Source organism: Klebsiella sp. RHBSTW-00484 (genome assembly GCF_013705725.1).
In the GTDB taxonomy this organism is placed as follows: Bacteria; Pseudomonadota; Gammaproteobacteria; order Enterobacterales; family Enterobacteriaceae; genus Klebsiella.
Genome location: NZ_CP055481.1, coordinates 3,329,777 through 3,347,249 on the forward strand (window position 1 = coordinate 3,329,777; position 17,473 = coordinate 3,347,249).

Consider the following 17,473-nt stretch of genomic DNA (forward strand, 5'->3'; position numbering starts at 1 on the left):
ATTAAGCCGATTACGCAGACAGAAAATGTGCCGCAGGTAATAGTTCTTTCATATACTCCGCCTCCGGCCCTTGCCTCCAGAACCATAAATGCAACAATACAAAAACATTATTATTACAAGGGATGCGCGATGAGTACGGCAAATCGTGGGCAGGATTACCAGCATTGGTTAGCAAAAATCAATCAAGTCTGCGGGCAATTCGCCGCCCGTCCGCTGGATGATAATTTTCACGGTGAGATAGACGCCAGCTATGCGGGCAGCCTGAAAGTCAGTACCGTTACCGCTCGCGGCATCAATCTGTACCGTACCCGGCAAGAAATTAAGCGCGACAACGACGCCTGGTTTTATACCGTTTTCCAGCTTTCCGGTCAGGCGACCGTCGAGCAGGATGGCCGTCAGGCGCTACTCGAAACCGGTGATATCACGCTGATTGATGCTTCCCGTCCGTGCTCGATTGTCTGGCAGCAGACCTCGCGTCAGGCCTCCTTGTTATTGCCAAGAACGCTGCTCGAACAGCAACTGCGCGGCAGCGAAATCCGCATTGCCACCCGGCTGGCGAAAAGCCTGCCGATGGTTCAGCTAAGCCAGCGTCTGCTGCGAGAAAGTATGAACAGCCCTGAGCTGTCGGCAAGCGAAAGCGAAGCGGCGCTGGAGGCGATTGTCTGCCTGCTGCGTCCGATGCTGCATCATCAGGAGGCTCAGCCATCGCGGCGCGATAAGCAGTTTCGCAAAATCATGGATTTAATCGATGAGTCAATTCAGGCGGAACACCTGCGCCCGGAGTGGCTGGCCAGCGAAACCGGGATGTCGGTACGCAGTCTGTATCGGCTGTTTGCTGAAAAGGGGCTGGTGGTCGCGCAGTACATTAAGAATCGTCGGCTCGATCTGTGCGCCCGCGCGTTGCAGAACGCACATGATGACGAAAAGCTGGCGGGGATTGGCTACAGCTGGGGTTTCAGCGATCATAGCCACTTTTCCACCGCCTTTAAACAACGCTTCGGCATCTCGCCGGGTGAGTATCGCAAGCGCTGCCGTTAGCTATTTTTTCAGCCATTTGCCGTTAAGGCCCTGCACATATTCCCCCGGTTGCGCCCTGGCGACCAGCTTCTGCCCAGCCATTTTCGCTACCTGATCCACTGGCAGATTGTTGTCATCCGCCAGTTGCTGATAACTTTCGCTGCGGGCAGCATTAATCTGTTTAACCAACGCCAGGGTTTCCTTATCCTGTCGCAGCGGTTCAAGATAGCCGTTGAGGGTTTCGCCTACCCGCCCCTGCTGGCGAGCCTCGTTCAAGGTTAAAGCCAGTGCCTGAGTGCTGAATAACACGAGTGCCAGCGCCGCAGTTAACAGTCTTTTTCTCATCATCGCCTCAGAACAGATCGCTACGCGATTTGAGCAGATTCTCAACATCTTTATCCACCTTGATATGAATTTCATGCTCAATTTTGACATTCATATTGATGGTAATCGGCTCCTTTGACGCCGCAATCTCAATGCGCGGCGTGCAGCCCGCCAGCAGCATGGTCGCCAGAAAAACGGTGAGTAGTTTGATCATTATTGTTGTTCCTTACAGGTGTTACTGTCCTGACAGTGCTGCGCGGGCAGCCTGGCATTTTGTTCAAGCCACGCTTGCAAATTGTCACCAAAACGCAAGCTGCGCCACAGGTCAAAAATATTCTCTTCATGGGAATAGTTTAAGTGCACCGTGTTGCTTTTGCCCTCTACCCGGCTGGTGCCGCTAATCGTCGCCTTCAGCGTCAGTACGCCAAGGTTATCGAGGTTGATGCGCGTCCACGAGGTGGCGACTTCCATATAGCGCAGCCAGTTTATCGCCGCCCCGGCGGAGACGTTGTCGGCCACCAGCGCATCCGCTGTGTCTTTATCCAGGCGCATTGTCATCGGCCCCGGATTATTGAACCAGCCGTCCTTGATTATCCATTTATCGTTATTCAGCCACAGCGGCAGCGCACCGTTAAACGGCCCGGAAACCGCAAACTGCTTCACTTTGATAGCACTAACCAGTTCGCTGCTGGAGATGTTTTGCAAACGCAGCAGCGCCGGATCATGCTGCGGCATCCGCAGCTGCTGCATGGTCAGCTTGCCGCCGAGTATATCGACGCTGACGTTGCTGAGCTGCAACGGGGCGTCTTCGCTCCACGGGTAAGAGCCCTGGAGATCCGCCGTCAGATTACGCGAAGTGAACTGGTTGACGATTTCCCCAATGCGCAGCGATACCGGATGACGGGTACCGAGCTGCCAGGTACCTTCACTAAAGCGGAACGGCAGAACGAAATCGACACCGTTAATCTGGTTATCCGGCATCCAGGCGCTACCGCCTTTCAGGACGCCGTGCCCGCCCGCTTCAAAACCCTGATCGGCGGCGGCAGAGAACGCTACCTGAGCGTACAACTCGCCTTCGCGCAGATTCATTTTCCACTCGGGCGGCACCAGCGGCTGGAAGACGGTTAAAGACTGTTTTGGCCACCACGCCTGTCCACGCAGACGTTCGCCGTCCCAGCGCCCGGTAACGCGCACCGGACCAATGCTTTGCGCATGCAATGAACCGTTGAACTGAAACCAGGTCGGGTCGCGCCCATCGACGTTAAATTTGAGCGTCGAGGGCGGCAGTTCGCTGCCGCCGCTAAAGGTGGTTTTTCCGGCGTCCAGCGACAGCGCCCCGGTCAGTTTCGGGTGCTGTTCATCGCGCAGCCAGTGGATCGGCTCTTCCAGCGTCAAACGCGGCGTGCTGACCAGCATGGAGCCGTATTGCAGCTTATCGAAGCCCGTAGACAAGCTGTTGAGCACGATGGCGCTGTCGGTCCATTCCCCTGCGCCTTTGACATCCCAGCGCGCCTGCATCGGCGTGAAATGGCCCTCGCCCCAATAGCGCCACTGCCAGCGACCGCGGTCGGGCATAAAGTTGTCGGCCTGACCGTCAAGATGCAGGGTAAAATCGCCCATCTCCTGCTCGTGGGCGCGCAGAATGGCCTGCAAGCGACCATCCACGCCCTGTTGGGTCACTTTAACGCCCGCCAGCGGCCAGCGGATCTCATCAATATTGAGCGAATCAATCACTCGCCCGCGCGAACGCAGCAGCGCGCCGGGATGAAAATCGAGCACCGGCGCGGTGAGCGGACCACTCAGCTGTGCGGGCAGTTTGGCATAAAAAATCAGATCGCCGAGCTTGGCTTCACCGGTCAGTTGGAGCGGCATGTCGCTGTTATCCATGCTCAACTTACCGGGACCGATATTCAGCACCGCGTTGCCCTTACCGGCCTGACCCTGAGTCAGCACGTTTAGCCGCCCGCTCACCTGCATCTGCTCGGTACCCTGCTGCCAGTTGCCTACCGACAGCGCGACGCGACCGCTCAGCGCATTACCGGCGTATTCGGTGTGCCAGCGGCCATCGCTGATGGCGATACGATCGGGCGTAATTTCCCACGGCAGGTCAAGCATTGGCTCCACTTCACCGCGCGGCGTAACCAACAGCTGTCCGCGATTCTCTTGCCACTCGAGTTCGGCATCCACCAGCCCGGGCGCTTGCGCAAACTCGAAGGTGCTGAACAGGTGACCATCGACCGGGAAGCCGTCCGGCACCAGCGGCATATGAAACTCGCCCACCAACTTCACCGGGGCCTGATCTTCCACTAAACGCGCGGAAAAGTTGCTGACCGTCAGCGCCTGGCCGCGCAGCCGCGCCTGAACAGAAATCTCTTTTCCGGCATAGCCAATATCCTGCTGCTCTGGCGTCAGCGACATCACCAGCCGCCCTTGCCATTTTTCCCACGGCGACAGGCGCAGGTTTTCAATGGTCAGCCAGCTATAAGGAAGCATCGATTGCCATTCGGCGAGGGTTTTCGGCGCACCGGGAGCGGCTTCGCTCTCCGGCAGCTTGTTCAGACAGGCGCTGTTAATATCCAGCTCAGTGATATGTAAACGCCAGCGGCTGGGACGGGACAACTCGGCATTAGTGACGCGAGCAATTTCGCAGTCGCCCACCAGGTAGCGCAGATCGGGGATACGCAGCGAGGTGCGCGTCAGGCGCGGACTGTCATTCAGAGCGATCCGGGTTCCGGCAGGCAGCCAGATCCCCGCCAGCGTGGGGACCCAATGGGTGAGCGTCAACAACAAAGCCAGCGGTAGCAACACGAGTGCTAATAATAGCGCGATGGCGGCTTTATATTTACCCTTCATGGGCAGCTAATATCCTGATTCAAAATAAGTAAAAGCCGAGAGGCCGTTATTGTGGCACGTTCGACCTGCGAGTTAAAGTTTCCGTCCCGTTTAAGCGTAGTCGCCGTCGCGTGATTCTCCAGCAAGCTATTGAGCCGATGTTTAGTTTTCCCCTGCGACACTGATTAGCATCTGCAATCACAAACGGGCGATCCTGTGGAGTTGATTATCTCGCTGGTGGAGCACGCTCAGCGCCATTATTCATTGGTATTGCTGATGGTTTTCCTGCTGACGTTCACTAAATCCTGCGCCGTTATCTCGCTGCTGATACCGGGCACCTCGGGGCTGCTGCTGTTTGGTACCCTGGCCTCCGCCAGCGTCGGGCATTTCTTGCTAATGTGGCTTAGCGCCAGCCTCGGCGCAATCGGCGGATTCTGGCTCTCGTGGCTGGCAGGACGCCGCTACCGACACCATCTGCATCGCATTCGCTGGCTTAATGCCGAGCGTCTGGCCCGTGGCCAGCTGTTTCTGCGTCGTCACGGCGCATGGGCGGTCTTTTTTGGCCGCTTTATCTCCCCGCTGCGCGCCACCGTCCCGCTGGTGACCGGCGCCAGCGGCACTTCTCACTGGCATTTTCAGCTCGCTAACGTCAGTTCCGGTTTGCTCTGGCCGCTAATGCTGCTGATCCCCGGAGCATTCAGCCTTAATATCTGGTAAAAAACATTACCTTTCAAAGAGATTCCTGAACTTGTCGATATGCTCTAGAATTATCACTATAACCTGATGATTAAACTAATTTTGAGTATTTGTAAGATTATTTTAATTATGCTACCGTGACGGTATTATCACTGGAGAAAAGTCTTATGAAAATCGCTGTGTATAGTACGAAGCAGTACGACAAGAAGTATCTGCAGCATGTTAATGATACATACGGCTTTGAACTTGAATTTTTTGACTTCCTGCTAACCGAAAAGACCGCGAAAACTGCCAACGGCTGCGAAGCGGTATGTATTTTCGTTAACGATGACGGTAGCCGCCCGGTGCTTGAAGAACTTAAAGCTCACGGTGTGAAGTACATCGCCCTGCGCTGCGCCGGGTTCAACAACGTTGACCTCGATGCCGCCAAAGAGTTGGGGCTGCGCGTGGTACGCGTACCGGCCTATTCGCCGGAAGCGGTCGCAGAGCATGCTATCGGCATGATGATGTCGCTGAACCGCCGCATTCACCGCGCCTATCAGCGTACCCGCGACGCTAACTTCTCTCTGGAAGGGCTGACCGGTTTCACCATGCACGGTAAAACCGCAGGGGTTATCGGCACCGGTAAAATCGGCGTCGCCGCGCTGCGCATTCTTAAAGGCTTCGGTATGCGCCTGCTGGCATTTGATCCCTACCCAAGCGCCGCCGCGCTGGATATGGGGGTGGAGTATGTCGATCTTGAGACGCTGTACAGAGAGTCCGATGTTATCTCCCTGCACTGCCCGCTGACGGATGAAAACTATCATCTGCTGAACCACGCCGCTTTTGATCAGATGAAAGATGGCGTGATGATCATCAATACCAGTCGCGGTGCGCTGATCGACTCTCAGGCAGCGATTGACGCCCTGAAGCACCAGAAAATTGGCGCACTGGGGATGGACGTTTATGAGAACGAACGTGACCTGTTCTTTGAAGATAAGTCTAACGACGTTATTCAGGACGATGTTTTCCGCCGTCTCTCCGCATGCCACAACGTGCTGTTTACCGGCCATCAGGCGTTTCTGACCGCAGAAGCGTTGATCAGTATTTCGCAAACTACCCTCGACAACCTGCGCCAGGTGGATGCTGGCGAAACCTGCCCGAACGCGCTGGTCTGATTTTCCTTTCCCTTTTGTGCTCCCCTCTCACGGGGGGCACATTCAGATAATCCCCACAGAAATCGCCTGCGATACAGTTACAATCCCCTTCATTTATTGATGTGATAAATATTTTTGGAGATTAAATGAACAAATTTGCTGCACTGCTGGCGGCGGGAATGTTGCTATCGGGCTGCGTCTATAACAGTAAGGTGTCGACCGGAGCGGAGCAGCTTCAGCACCATCGTTTCGTGCTAACCAGCGTCAACGGGCAGCCGCTGAATGCAGGGGATAAGCCGCTAGAGCTGAGCTTCGGCGAAAAGATGCCGATAACTGGCAAGATGTTCGTTTCAGGTAATATGTGCAACCGTTTCAGCGGCACGGGCAAAGTCTCTGACGGCGCGCTGAAGGTTGAAGAGCTGGCAATGACCCGAATGTTATGCGCGGATCCGCAGTTGAATTCGCTGGATGCTACGCTCGGTAAAATGTTGCGCGAAGGCGCACAGGTCGACCTGACGGAAAATCAGCTCACGCTGGCCACCGCCGATCAAACGCTGGTATACAAACTCGCCGACCTGGTGAATTAATAGTTACCGCAGCTTCCGCCTGCCAGCGCCTGCTCGCTGCAGCGCTTGCCGTTTGGCAATGCGCACATGCCGATAGCGGAGCCATCGAGCTGGCGGGCCACCGATAACGAGCCGCCGACCATCGCGCAGTTTGCCTCACCGCTGCTGCTCATCGCAGCACGCATCCCTGGCGGCACGTGCGCCGCTGTTGCCTGCTGAACAGGTTCATCGTTACTGCTACACGCCGACAGTAACAACGCGGCACATCCGACTAAAAAAGCTGCTCGCATTCTCTCTCCCCTCAGATACATCTGAAAATGAACAAACCCAAGAATAATAGGCAGCACAGCGAGCGGCGTCGAGAGGCAAAGTACGTATTTATGCGCCGTATTAACATTTTCTAGCAATTTTTTTGCGCAAAGGTTGATCTTATCGAGAAAGCCTGCAAGCAATCGACCCCACTAATAAATAGGGGGTATGGTGAAAATACACGTTGAGATATTTCTTAAGTGGCCGACGCGTTGCAAAATGAGCGCATGATTACGCGCACGTAAAAATTCAGGATCGCCATGTTACGCAATTTGTTTAAATCTGAAGCAGATAAAACCAGAGACGAACTTACCACATTCAGGATCTCACTTTTACCTTTTATCAAACAGTATCAGTTGGAAGATCGTTGGCAGGAAGCGTGTGAGGTCGCGTTTCGGGGCGATGATGCCATAACCTGGATCGAAAAAAATAGCCAACTCACGCGTTCAAGCCTCTTTTTTCAACGAGCCAAAGAAGAGATGGTTGCTGGTGCATTTGCCGCTTACTTGCTGGCGCATGCGCTGCCTCCTCTTTATTCATCGCATCTGAATACGCTGAAGCGTAAAGAACGTACGTTGACCGTTACCGACGATTATGGTGTTGAGCACTATGAAAAGTGGTTTAGCGAGCTGGAATACTTCTTCGAACACGTCATTAAATACGACCTGAACCACTGGATTGAACAACACCAGCAGCAGCTTAATCAGCTATGGCCGGACAACAACCCTGCGGAGTCAGTATGGGGGTCTGGTCGCGTGAGCTATCGCGCGTTCACTTTACCCGGGCAGTTCGAACGTATAGTCAGGCGCGAGATCATGCGCGTGGTCGACGAAATGCCCGAACCGCATACGCCAGGCTATAGCCCCTATTTAAGCGGAATCGACTATGAGCATTTTGTTGCCAGCTGTTTTGAAAAAGCAGGTGCCGCCTGCCAGGTGACTCGCGGCAGCGGCGACCACGGTCTGGATATTCTGGTCGATTACCGGGGATGTCGGCTGGCGGTCCAGTGTAAACACTATCAGGGAAAAGTTGGCAATAAAGCGATTCAGGAAGTCTTCGCCGCTAAACAATTCTACGATTGCCTGCTGGCCATGGTGGTCAGCAACAGCGAGTTTACTCCCCATGCCAGACAAGCGGCGCAAAAACTGGATGTGTATCTTTACCATCATGATGAAATAGCCGCGTTTATTCAGATTCTCGATGAGTGGATTGATGCGCCTGACGTTAGCTAACCAGTTTGCGGCTGCTGACTCAGATCGCAAAACTGATCCTACCCGCGAATATTGGATACGGCACTAAGTGAGTAAACTCTCAAATAGAAGTGACTGACAAATAGTTTGTGCGGAACAATATGGTCAACCACTGTTGCAGCTGCCACCCTGCCCTGTTCATGGCACATAACACACAAAGGGTAAGCATGAAGGAAGGTAAGACGTTCACGATCCCATTTGCTGCTATATATAATACGGGGCTCTTTGCTCATACTTTCATCCTGCAAAATGCATCTCAATTATGCTCGGGTCTGAATAATATATTTTCCAACCTGATTTCTTATTAAAACCGCCCTGACATCGGGCGGGATTTTTTATTGTAAATAGCCACGCACAACAAAATTACCTGTATTAGTTGCCTTAGCCTTGAATATCAAATCAAAAGTGCTACCATCGGTTGCCACATTTCCTACGGTAAGCTGGTAGTTTCTTCCAACAGGAGGCGGTAGGGTCGTACTGTTTACATCATCTTCTCCAATTATATCTCCTTTACATTGAATGCCTATGACATTCATTGTAGCGGGACCTGTTCCCCTTGATGTAACAACAGTAACAGTAGCCCCATTTGACGTGCCAGTAGAGGTATGCCTCCAAAGAAGATTAATAGTATTAATATCATTAGAGTCCGTATTCACTCTACGTGTTGAGAAAGATAACCTAACAGGAATATTACCAGCAACGCCTTGTGATTGGACGTGTTGTATATATCTTCTGCCACCACTAATGAGAGCATTACCCTCATTAACAAAATCGTCCAACGACTTACAATCTATCACTCTGCGAGTAGCAGCCTGACTTGATGTCGTATTCTGTACCCCAGCAGTGAATCCTGAAAAATTACATCCGAGAGCATCAAAAGTACTTGAATTAGCAGCGCCGACCCACTGAATTGTATAGGCAGGTGATGCATCAACCATATTACCGCCAGTGTCATCGACTCCCGAAGATGTCTTAACGCCAATCATTTTGACTGTAGAAGATTCGATATAAAAATGGGCACTGTTATTTCCAGTTGCTGTTTTTCCACTTCGTCTTATATCAACATTGCTTAATGTTACATTAGCGTTAGAAATCCTGAAGCCATAACTATATGCTCTATCGCATATTTCATTCAGAACCTGAATTGAAGTACATCCGAAGAAACTCCAGTTATTTCCCTCGTTCCACTCACAGCGGCAATTTAAAAAGGTGTTACTGTCAGCTCCGGTTTCTAAACGAACCCCATCACTCTTGTTGGCATTAATCACACAACCTATGTGGTTTCCATCAACCGTATTATAAATACCTATTGTATTTTGGTTGAACCCACAAAGTTGAAAACTACAACCAAGATATGCACCAGTTTTATTACCAACTTTGGCCCAACGATAAAAACCACACTTAAAAAACCCTACAGTAATTTTACCTCCGGACTGAGATTCTATTGCAGGAGTACTGCGATCAACCCCATCGAAAACAATTTCCTCTGCGAAGCAACTTGTATTCCAGAAAAACATATTCGTAGAGCCGTTTTTTTTACGAATTACTGACCCAACATTATTAAAACTAGCATCACTGGTTACATTATATGGACGCCACCCTATTTTACCTATCATTTTAACACCGAAAGGTATAACAACATCGCCAACGATATAACGTCCTTTAACCGGAGGGACGAAAATAAGACGATAACCTGAGTCAAAGGCTTGTTTGAAAGCTGCACTATGATCTACTGTCCCAGATGGGTTATCTGCTGATACTTTTTCAGCATCAGTCATATAGTCCTGAACACTAACCATTTGATAGATATCATCAATCTCTATAGACATATCTAGTCTCCAAAGAAACCGCCCTACGGGGTGGTTATTTTAATTTTAAAAAAATGTGTCAATTATGAATTGAATTGAATTGAATTGAATTGAATTGAAGAGAGGATACTAACCGCAACTGTTTGCCTTTAACGCTCTTATCTTCAGGATTCTGTTAGTGCTGGTATAACGCTGTCATCAGCCTGCAGAACGCTTTCCGGCAAACGGTCAACCAGAGGAGCATTCTCAAATACTTTGAGACCGTACTGCCCCACCCAGATGGTTTCATTCCCAATGCTGCCAGAAATGAAATCCATCACTTCTGCCAGCAAGTCTTTCACCTGAGCTTCTGTACCGCTACGCCAGTGGCTTTCAATCGCAACAAGAAGAGGATCGGAACCATTCGCGAGACTTTGCTTCCCCACGGAGTACGTTTTCTTTTTCGCTTTATCTGTCAGACAGTGCAGTTGCGTTTTCAGAACTGGCTCTGCAAGTGGGACTGTATCGCGAACCTCGATTGTCATCGTTGCCAGCTTATTACCTGATTCAGCATCGGTGGACGACGCGTAGTAGTTAAATCATCGCGACTGAACATGATTAATGGCTCCGGTTGCGGTTTCTGTTGCTGTTACGCTGGGGACGCGGTGCAATTTCGGCTGGTAGCAGTTCACCTTCCTGCGTTGATGGCTGAGGTAGGGGCTTAGTAACAACTGGTCTTCCTCCTTCTACCTCAAATTTCAGATGAGGCTGTTTCCCCAAAAAGTGATCAAAGCTTAACCCTGTAAATCCAGCGTCAAGCATTGATACGCCCTCAACAACAACGGTGACGAGTTGGCCATCAACGTATTCAATTTTTAAATTATTCATCATGTTCTCTCTGTGGCTGTTTTCATTTTGTGGCATGGCAGCGACGCAGCTCTGGCCCGAGTGGTGTAATACACGTCAAATTCATGTGAATCTTTTCTTACTATCCCCGCTTAAGGATTTTTATCGTAATATCCTCAAGCAGGGATAGATGCCAGTCCCTTAATCGTGTTCAATCAAAATTACGGCACATTGGCACAAACAAGCCGCGAAATATTAAACTCACCAAGAAATTGGCTAAATTCCATTTGTGGGTAAGCAGCAACAGCTCCGGGAGGTGCTACACGTGGAGTAACCGTCGCAGCAATATATCTTGAATTACCTTCAGAATAATTAGGCAATGACTTGTTATCATATACTGTTCTCATGTCAGCATTGTATACAGACTTATCAATACCAATTATATTCCCATCGCTATCAAGCCAGCGAATTCTGGCCACTAATCGCATACGTCCGGTGGCGGATAGAGCCTGAATTGCAGAAAATACATGATATGAACAACCAGGCTGAACAGAGATTTTCTCACAATTTAATACAAGATTGCCGTTCAAGGAAGTGCTATTTACAGTCAACTGATTGCCTTTCCCATCATTCCGGGTAGTAATGACTCCCTCCATAGAGTTATGATATCCAGCAGAAATACTAACAAATTCATTCGCCGATAATGAAGCGCCTACAACCTCATTACTAAAATCCCATCCTCTGTTCAAAATACAATTCCGGGAGGGAACTTGTCTGAATGGGTCTTTCAGATAGTTTGAGACGGTGACTCCTGGATAATCTGTCATAAAAATATCTTCAATGTATGGAGGATACTCATGCCTTAGCTCCAAACCATTCAACAATAATTGTGTAGGGGTATTTGTTAAAGGTCGGCTAGGCGAAGCCTGATACAGCTTTACGGGCTCTCGGAAGTAACAGCGGCTGTTCAATCATAACGATGGTGTTTGATAATGCAGTATCTGGACCACCAAGGAGATATCCGTCCCATGCTTCAATGTGAGTTGAAACAATCCTTATTGATAAATATGTAGCTGACCTACCTAACTTAATAACATCACCATTTGTGAAATCAAAGTTACACAAAGTAAAGCACATATCCATCGCGGGTGTATTGTTATAAATATGGCTCTCAATAGAATGAGATAAAACCACATTGTAAAACTTCATGGTCTCTCCAGAGTTCGTTGATGAGCTATTGGGAGATGACACGTTGATATAATTATACTCTAAATGACAATCACTGAGCATTGTCATATAGGTATCAATAGAGCCAAAACAAACTGCGCAATTGGTATTCTTGACCGCTACATTTCTTATTTTTACATTACGACACGGCGCTTTTCCCTGTACTGTATTTCCAATAAAAATTCCGTTAGGTGACGTAGCATTCTGACCCGGTCCCGTAATGAAGATAGTCCCACCAATTGAAGATAAGTTGTCACCCTTGTAGTGAACTGTATCGACCCCGACCACTGTATTTGTGATACTAATGACATGACCAGAAGTCACTGCGGTTGCATTTAACTCTACATTCCCATAAGCAACTAAAGATACCCATGAAGGCATTGTAATATTTTGGGATAAATAATAACCTCCCGATTTAATTGAAATAATAGGCCTATTTTTAAAGCCATACTTACGAACATAATTATCTACGTAATTAATTGCCTGCATTAAGGGTACAGAAATATCATCTCCAGATTTAATACCTGCAAGCTCGAGATTGAGTGACATCCCTTTAATTACTCTTTTCCAACGTTTTCCTGAAGAAGTGACAATGCACAGCCAGTTATCATCAACTGTGGTTGTATCAGTCAAGTCTGAACGAAACTCCGCACAAGTATTGGTCTGCTCTGTATTCAAAAGATTAGATAGCATTTCACTGCAAATAGTAATTAACTGACTATTGGAACCAGGCTCAATGGTACGCAATGTTTCAATATCAGGGCAAAATTCTAAATTCGTCATACTCTTTCCTGTTAAAGAGAGTTGCTTAAATTTTGACAGTTCAACTGCCAAGTTTTGTTATGAAATAGGATGTCGCGCTTGGTCTGCTTATCCATCACATTGATGTCGTGTTCGGTGAGATAGATAATCCGCACCCAGGCGCAGGCGGTATCGACGACTTCAGGTTTTGCGGGTAAAGTTTTCGCTCAACTCGCGATCAACATCCCTATCAGAGATATGGCTAACAATTGTACATCGCTGGTCCTTTTCGTGACTTCCGTTTTACGTTCTGCTACAGCAATATTAGCAGCGACGTTCTCTTAGGTGTGCTGCCGCTCGACTTTTGCTTCCGCTTTATTGGTGTCACGCATATGACCGAATCCAAATGCACCAGCAATAACTCCGAACACGGCAGTTACCAGGAAGATAATAAATTCATCCCCCATCCGCACCTCATGCCATAACTGTATTTTTCCGGTTAAATATTTAGATTTAACTCCAAATTCTCCAGTATGTTCCATCGAATTCAAGCTTGTATTTTTCCCCGCAGTGGAGTCCATGACTGAGTAGTATAATTTCCGCCATTCTCAATAGAAACAAAATTACACTGGTTATATGAAGCAACAATAAATGGTGTTGATTTTCATATTTTAAGATATTACTCATAACCAGATGAAATGCCATAATTATTTGGCAGTGTTAATACTTACCCAACAGAAGACATATTAATTCTATAACTTTTTATATTGGCGGATAGCCCCTCACTTGAAGTGATAACTTTACTAACAATAGTAGCTATAGCAATTTCATTGCTGATATTGCTCGTTGCAAGCTGAGATGATAATTATCTAATCAAAGGTTAGTACCCCCGATAAGCGGGGGCTTAATTATTAAATATCAGTTAAGGTAACTTTCTTCCACTGATTAGTAGCAACACATACAAAAAGCGTTTTAGTGTCTTTGTCAACTCTCAATTGACCAACAGACCCTACGTCGCTAGTCGTAGCTATACCTTCTCCCATTGTCGTAACAGGAGTTGCACCAACACTGATTTTTCCTGAAAAGAATCCATCCCTGAATTTTCGAGCGCTACTACCAAGATCGACTACACTATCCTGTTTAGGTCTTAGCATTGTGTCGCCGAAAACATAACCTGTTCCAGCATTTGAAGGTGAAGAATCCAGGTTGAGATTATATGTTTTGGCTACTGTGGTGATTCTAGAACCATCATGGTCAAACCAAAAAGTTGGGATAAAATCGGTTATCCCTGAGTTATAGGCAATATGTCCAAAGTAGAATGAATTACCAGTTTGGTTATATGTTGCCAGTCCCAACGATTCAACATCAGAAGATTTGATGTGAAAAATAGATGGAAATATCCCATTTCCATTTTTATCTGCAAAATTTGGAACAAACGGCAAAAACCTAGAATTAGCTGGTAGTCTGCTCGCAGAGTTAGTCATCGGGGTATTAAGCAAGGAGGTCAAATTTTCGAAAACGAAACGACCACCAGTTTTAGTTGACTCGCTAGGGCAATCAAAAGTAAAAGGACTAATCGAATGGAATTTACCGTGAAAATCCCATCGACTTGAACCATCAGACCTAAAGATTAGGTTTGCTTCACCAGTCAGCTTTCCACCATTGTAATCGGTATTGCAATTGATGAGATCAATCGCAATACAACCTGCCCCACCGAAAAATTGCATTTGCCAGTATTGGTTGTACAAATAACAGACACCAGTCTCACCATTGACCTGAACACCAATACCACCATTTGGCATAACTTGGTTTTGGATGTTCTCAAAATTGTTGCCATGAAAACTTGGATCGCCGCCATTACGATAAAACTGGATATTGATTGCATTCCTGAACAATCGACCATTTTTAAAATAGTTAAATTCTGTAAAATGCCCAAGGGCCCCTGAATTCTGAATTCGAATCCCAACCATCAGATTAACAATCAGGAACTCATCAACATGCCCAAAGCAGACGTTATTTATTAGCAGGCCAATACCTTTATACATTGTATCAGCATGAGCATTAATGCATATGTTGCTTAATGCTTTCGATGTATGAGTGCCCGGGGAACCGCGAAAGGAGATACAAACATCATCATCATTAGTTGCCTTGAAGATTATTTGCGATTTATTCCAGTTAGCCCCTCTTAGGCGAATCCCCTCTCTCGTTGTTCTACCTTCACCACCGAGATTGATTTCTTTGGTCACAAGATAGTTACCAGCAGGGACATAAACCTCCTGATATCCAGCCGAAATAGCTGCTGCAATTGCATCAATAAATGCCTGTGAATCGTCGGTTCCTTGTTTTGTAGTAGAGTTATAGTCTGCTTTAGCACCAAACTGTTGAGGTGTAATACAAAAGTCTGAAGCATCATTTTCTAATTGTTTAGTATCCATATGTATCTCCTTAAAACGGCTTAAAAACGATTAATTCAAATCGATTACTATGGGCCTGAAGTACTTTTCAATTTTCCATACTGTCTGCCCAAATCTTTCGATTTCAAGTTCCACGCTAATGCTGCGGCGACCAAGGGATGCTGCAGCCTTCAATGTTGAACTGGATCCCATAACGAAGTCGGCCGCGAGATCACCCGGACGACTGCTGGCCTCGATAATCTGCTGCAGCATGCCAGCAGGCTTTTCGCATGGATGCTTGCTAAGGTAAAACTGAACCAGCTTATGCGTCCAGACATCGGTGTATGACACCGAGACAGAAACCGCAAAATGACGCCGGAGAGATTTATACTTCTCCAACAACTCAGAATATTTTCAATTTAAAGAATGTCAGGTAGCCACCAGTTGATTTTGAAGCTTCTTTAGTTCATTGAACGAATGTTTTTCCTCAGGGATATCCTGAAAAAGCCCCTGCAAATTCAGGTAATCGGCCTCAATTTGGCAATTGCCACTGGCTCACACTAAACCAGTGAGACCCCTGATCTTCTTTCCGATGGAGCAGGTGTTTCTATGGTGCAAAAAAATGTATAAACTGTATCACTACGTTTCTATCAATTCTTAATAAAAAGATAAGCTGGATATTTTTTGCCACCTTCAACGACGACATGGTTTGCAGTATCGTAAAAAAGTTCATAATCAGATCCTGAAACCGTATTTTTCATTTTTGGGAATAAAGAATATGTCGTTTGATCTTGATTGAAGCGACCAAATGTACGGATATAAGAGTTGTTAGTATTGAATGTCCCTCCGGCAGTAATCGCTGCCGTATCGACAAATTGAGTACAGGTAAATCGATATGAATTGGTTTTTGATACCAGGTCAATATCCACACACATCGTTGACGTGATAGTCCATCTGTTAGTTGCACCACGTATGCTACCATGTACACGAACTACGCAAGCAGCATCCGAAGTGTTGTTACCCGATGCCCAAAATCCCTGATATGCATCCGTAGGGTTTATCCAGATATCCCCATCAACAAGCCCATGCCAGCGAGTAGGTGCCCCTGTTGCTGCAGCCCCGCCGTTATCACTTTTAGATTGATGCCGAATGTTCAAACCTTTTATTTTATTTGTACTAGATTGGTTTTCAATATAAAGCCCATGATGCCCACAATTGCTAGTATGAACATCAAGATTAATACCAAACATGTCAGTAGACGCATTGCTAGCGAGATAAACGTAACATCCTATCCATGAAACAGCGTCCACTATCACTCGGCCACTAATAGACGTTGATGTGTTATCAGAAAATCCCCCTCTAATATAAACACCACAGCCGTTAACTACATTTCTGGCGGTCCAGTCAACATGAACAAAGGAGTTCCCAAAAATAACGATAGAATTACTGTAGTCAAGATTCGACCACCCCTTAACTTGCACATTATTATTAAGCGATTCAATTTCTGCAGTGCAATTTACATTTCTATAGCCAAAAACTTCGATAGAAATATTGCTTGAATTGAGAATCTTACACCCCCCGCCATATGCAAGATCTGTAGGAGTAACACGTTTTGCGGCTTGTGCTGCATACTCAACCCTGACAGCTGTTGCATAAACACCATCACAGCTGTCAATATAGACAGGAAACACTGAATTTTTGAAGATACCACCTTTAATTGTTACATCAGCACAGTTATCCAGAATAAGTCCGAAGTCCATACACTGACCAACAGCATAATTAGTCTGTCCAGTCACGCTTCCGTCAACAGTTACTAATGGCCCCAAGGGTATACCACTATCAAAGTTAGCATCTTCGATAATATAAGGACCACCACTCAATCTTAATAAAGCAGTATGATCATCAGTATAGTATGCCCCGGAGTTCAAATTGTTATTTTTATTATTATCATTCCAGGCAGGAACGCGTCTTGTGAGTTTTGCATTATTAAATCTGAAATTACATGCTTCAGTTCGCCGCCATTCCTGACGCTCTGTAAGTGGCATCCATGGATCTGATGCTTTTTTATTCCCGAAGGCATTGAAATAGGTTTTGCTACCGTCAAACACAAATGTACACCCAATCGGGCCAACTTCTAACATGGTTTTTATAGCAAGGTAATCATCAGTAACTCCATCACCAACGGCACCAAACATTTCAGGAGTGAAATAGGTCATCTCATCTTGCGATGCACTATATTTATTAATTCCTGCGAAAGTGTGTTCACTGACCACTTGGTTATCATAATTGTCATTACTGTTTATAATATCACTCATATTAATCCTTTTATTGAAATTTTAAAGAAAAATA

At 47.2% G+C, this 17,473-nt stretch carries 17 protein-coding genes and 2 pseudogenes; 5 read left to right on the plus strand and 14 right to left on the minus strand.

The annotated features are described in order from the left end of the window. The first annotated feature begins 129 nt into the window (after positions 1-129). The gene (feaR, locus tag HV213_RS15865) at positions 130-1,038 is read left to right on the plus strand and encodes a transcriptional regulator FeaR (RefSeq protein ID WP_181482443.1); all 909 of its coding nucleotides are present in this window, start codon (positions 130-132) and stop codon (positions 1,036-1,038) included. Here the strand turns inward: feaR and HV213_RS15870 are convergent, their stop codons facing one another. Genes HV213_RS15870 through HV213_RS15880 form a run of 3 tightly spaced genes read right to left on the minus strand, consistent with a single transcriptional unit; the run spans position 1,039 to position 4,194 of the window. Continuing rightward, positions 1,039-1,362, minus strand: a complete 324-nt coding sequence (locus HV213_RS15870) for a YdbL family probable chaperone protein (RefSeq protein WP_181486430.1) — start codon at positions 1,360-1,362, stop codon at positions 1,039-1,041. Positions 1,363-1,369: 7 nt separating this feature from the next. After that, on the minus strand, positions 1,370-1,555 hold the full coding sequence (locus HV213_RS15875; protein ID WP_181482444.1) for a YnbE family lipoprotein: 186 nt from the start codon (positions 1,553-1,555) through the stop codon (positions 1,370-1,372). Further along, positions 1,555-4,194: a YdbH family protein gene (locus HV213_RS15880; protein WP_181482445.1), complete on the minus strand. Its 2,640-nt coding sequence runs from the start codon at positions 4,192-4,194 to the stop codon at positions 1,555-1,557. The genes HV213_RS15875 and HV213_RS15880 overlap by 1 nt, the downstream gene beginning before the upstream one ends. Positions 4,195-4,389: 195 nt before the next feature. On the opposite strand from HV213_RS15880, the gene HV213_RS15885 reads away from it, so the two are divergent. The 3 genes from HV213_RS15885 to hslJ all read left to right on the plus strand — a co-directional run bounded on the left by HV213_RS15885 (position 4,390) and on the right by hslJ (position 6,592). Further along, positions 4,390-4,890 (plus strand): DedA family protein, encoded by a 501-nt coding sequence (locus HV213_RS15885; protein ID WP_181482446.1) that lies wholly within the window; start codon positions 4,390-4,392, stop codon positions 4,888-4,890. A gap of 146 nt (positions 4,891-5,036) precedes the next feature. Next, complete coding sequence (locus tag HV213_RS15890) at positions 5,037-6,026, plus strand: 2-hydroxyacid dehydrogenase (protein ID WP_181482447.1); 990 nt, start codon at positions 5,037-5,039, stop codon at positions 6,024-6,026. Positions 6,027-6,151: 125 nt separating this feature from the next. Further along, on the plus strand, positions 6,152-6,592 hold the full coding sequence (hslJ, locus tag HV213_RS15895; protein WP_181482448.1) for a heat shock protein HslJ: 441 nt from the start codon (positions 6,152-6,154) through the stop codon (positions 6,590-6,592). Here hslJ and HV213_RS15900 read toward each other — a convergent pair. Beyond that, entirely contained in the window at positions 6,589-6,861 is a 273-nt protein-coding gene (locus HV213_RS15900) for a putative hemolysin (RefSeq protein ID WP_110273417.1), read from the minus strand. The genes hslJ and HV213_RS15900 overlap by 4 nt on opposite strands. A 279-nt stretch (positions 6,862-7,140) precedes the next feature. On the opposite strand from HV213_RS15900, the gene HV213_RS15905 reads away from it, so the two are divergent. Then, entirely contained in the window at positions 7,141-8,112 is a 972-nt protein-coding gene (locus tag HV213_RS15905) for a restriction endonuclease (protein WP_181482449.1), read from the plus strand. A 101-nt stretch (positions 8,113-8,213) separates the two neighbouring features. Here the strand turns inward: HV213_RS15905 and HV213_RS33270 are convergent. From HV213_RS33270 to HV213_RS15950, 10 genes and pseudogenes are all read right to left on the minus strand, one after another. Continuing rightward, positions 8,214-8,363, minus strand: a pseudogene (locus HV213_RS33270) (HNH endonuclease); the annotation flags it as partial. A 102-nt stretch (positions 8,364-8,465) separates the two neighbouring features. Further along, a complete protein-coding gene (locus tag HV213_RS15910) occupies positions 8,466-9,959 on the minus strand; it encodes a hypothetical protein (RefSeq protein ID WP_181482450.1) in 1,494 nt (497 codons plus the stop codon). A 143-nt stretch (positions 9,960-10,102) separates the two neighbouring features. Continuing rightward, entirely contained in the window at positions 10,103-10,462 is a 360-nt protein-coding gene (locus tag HV213_RS15915) for a hypothetical protein (protein WP_442788102.1), read from the minus strand. 73 nt (positions 10,463-10,535) lie between these two features. Beyond that, positions 10,536-10,808, minus strand: a complete 273-nt coding sequence (locus tag HV213_RS15920) for a hypothetical protein (protein ID WP_228288540.1) — start codon at positions 10,806-10,808, stop codon at positions 10,536-10,538. A 176-nt stretch (positions 10,809-10,984) separates the two neighbouring features. After that, on the minus strand, positions 10,985-11,590 hold the full coding sequence (locus tag HV213_RS15925) for a hypothetical protein (protein WP_181482451.1): 606 nt from the start codon (positions 11,588-11,590) through the stop codon (positions 10,985-10,987). An 88-nt stretch (positions 11,591-11,678) separates the two neighbouring features. Continuing rightward, complete coding sequence (locus tag HV213_RS15930) at positions 11,679-12,773, minus strand: hypothetical protein (protein ID WP_181482452.1); 1,095 nt, start codon at positions 12,771-12,773, stop codon at positions 11,679-11,681. Between the two features lie 299 nt (positions 12,774-13,072). Then, a complete protein-coding gene (locus tag HV213_RS33750; protein WP_442788103.1) occupies positions 13,073-13,273 on the minus strand; it encodes a hypothetical protein in 201 nt (66 codons plus the stop codon). Positions 13,274-13,642: 369 nt separating this feature from the next. Continuing rightward, complete coding sequence (locus HV213_RS15940; RefSeq protein WP_181482453.1) at positions 13,643-15,166, minus strand: right-handed parallel beta-helix repeat-containing protein; 1,524 nt, start codon at positions 15,164-15,166, stop codon at positions 13,643-13,645. 30 nt (positions 15,167-15,196) lie between these two features. Next, positions 15,197-15,713, minus strand: a pseudogene (locus tag HV213_RS15945) (site-specific DNA-methyltransferase); the annotation flags it as partial. 61 nt (positions 15,714-15,774) lie between these two features. Further along, complete coding sequence (locus HV213_RS15950; protein WP_181482454.1) at positions 15,775-17,439, minus strand: hypothetical protein; 1,665 nt, start codon at positions 17,437-17,439, stop codon at positions 15,775-15,777. Between the last annotated feature and the right edge of the window lie 34 nt (positions 17,440-17,473).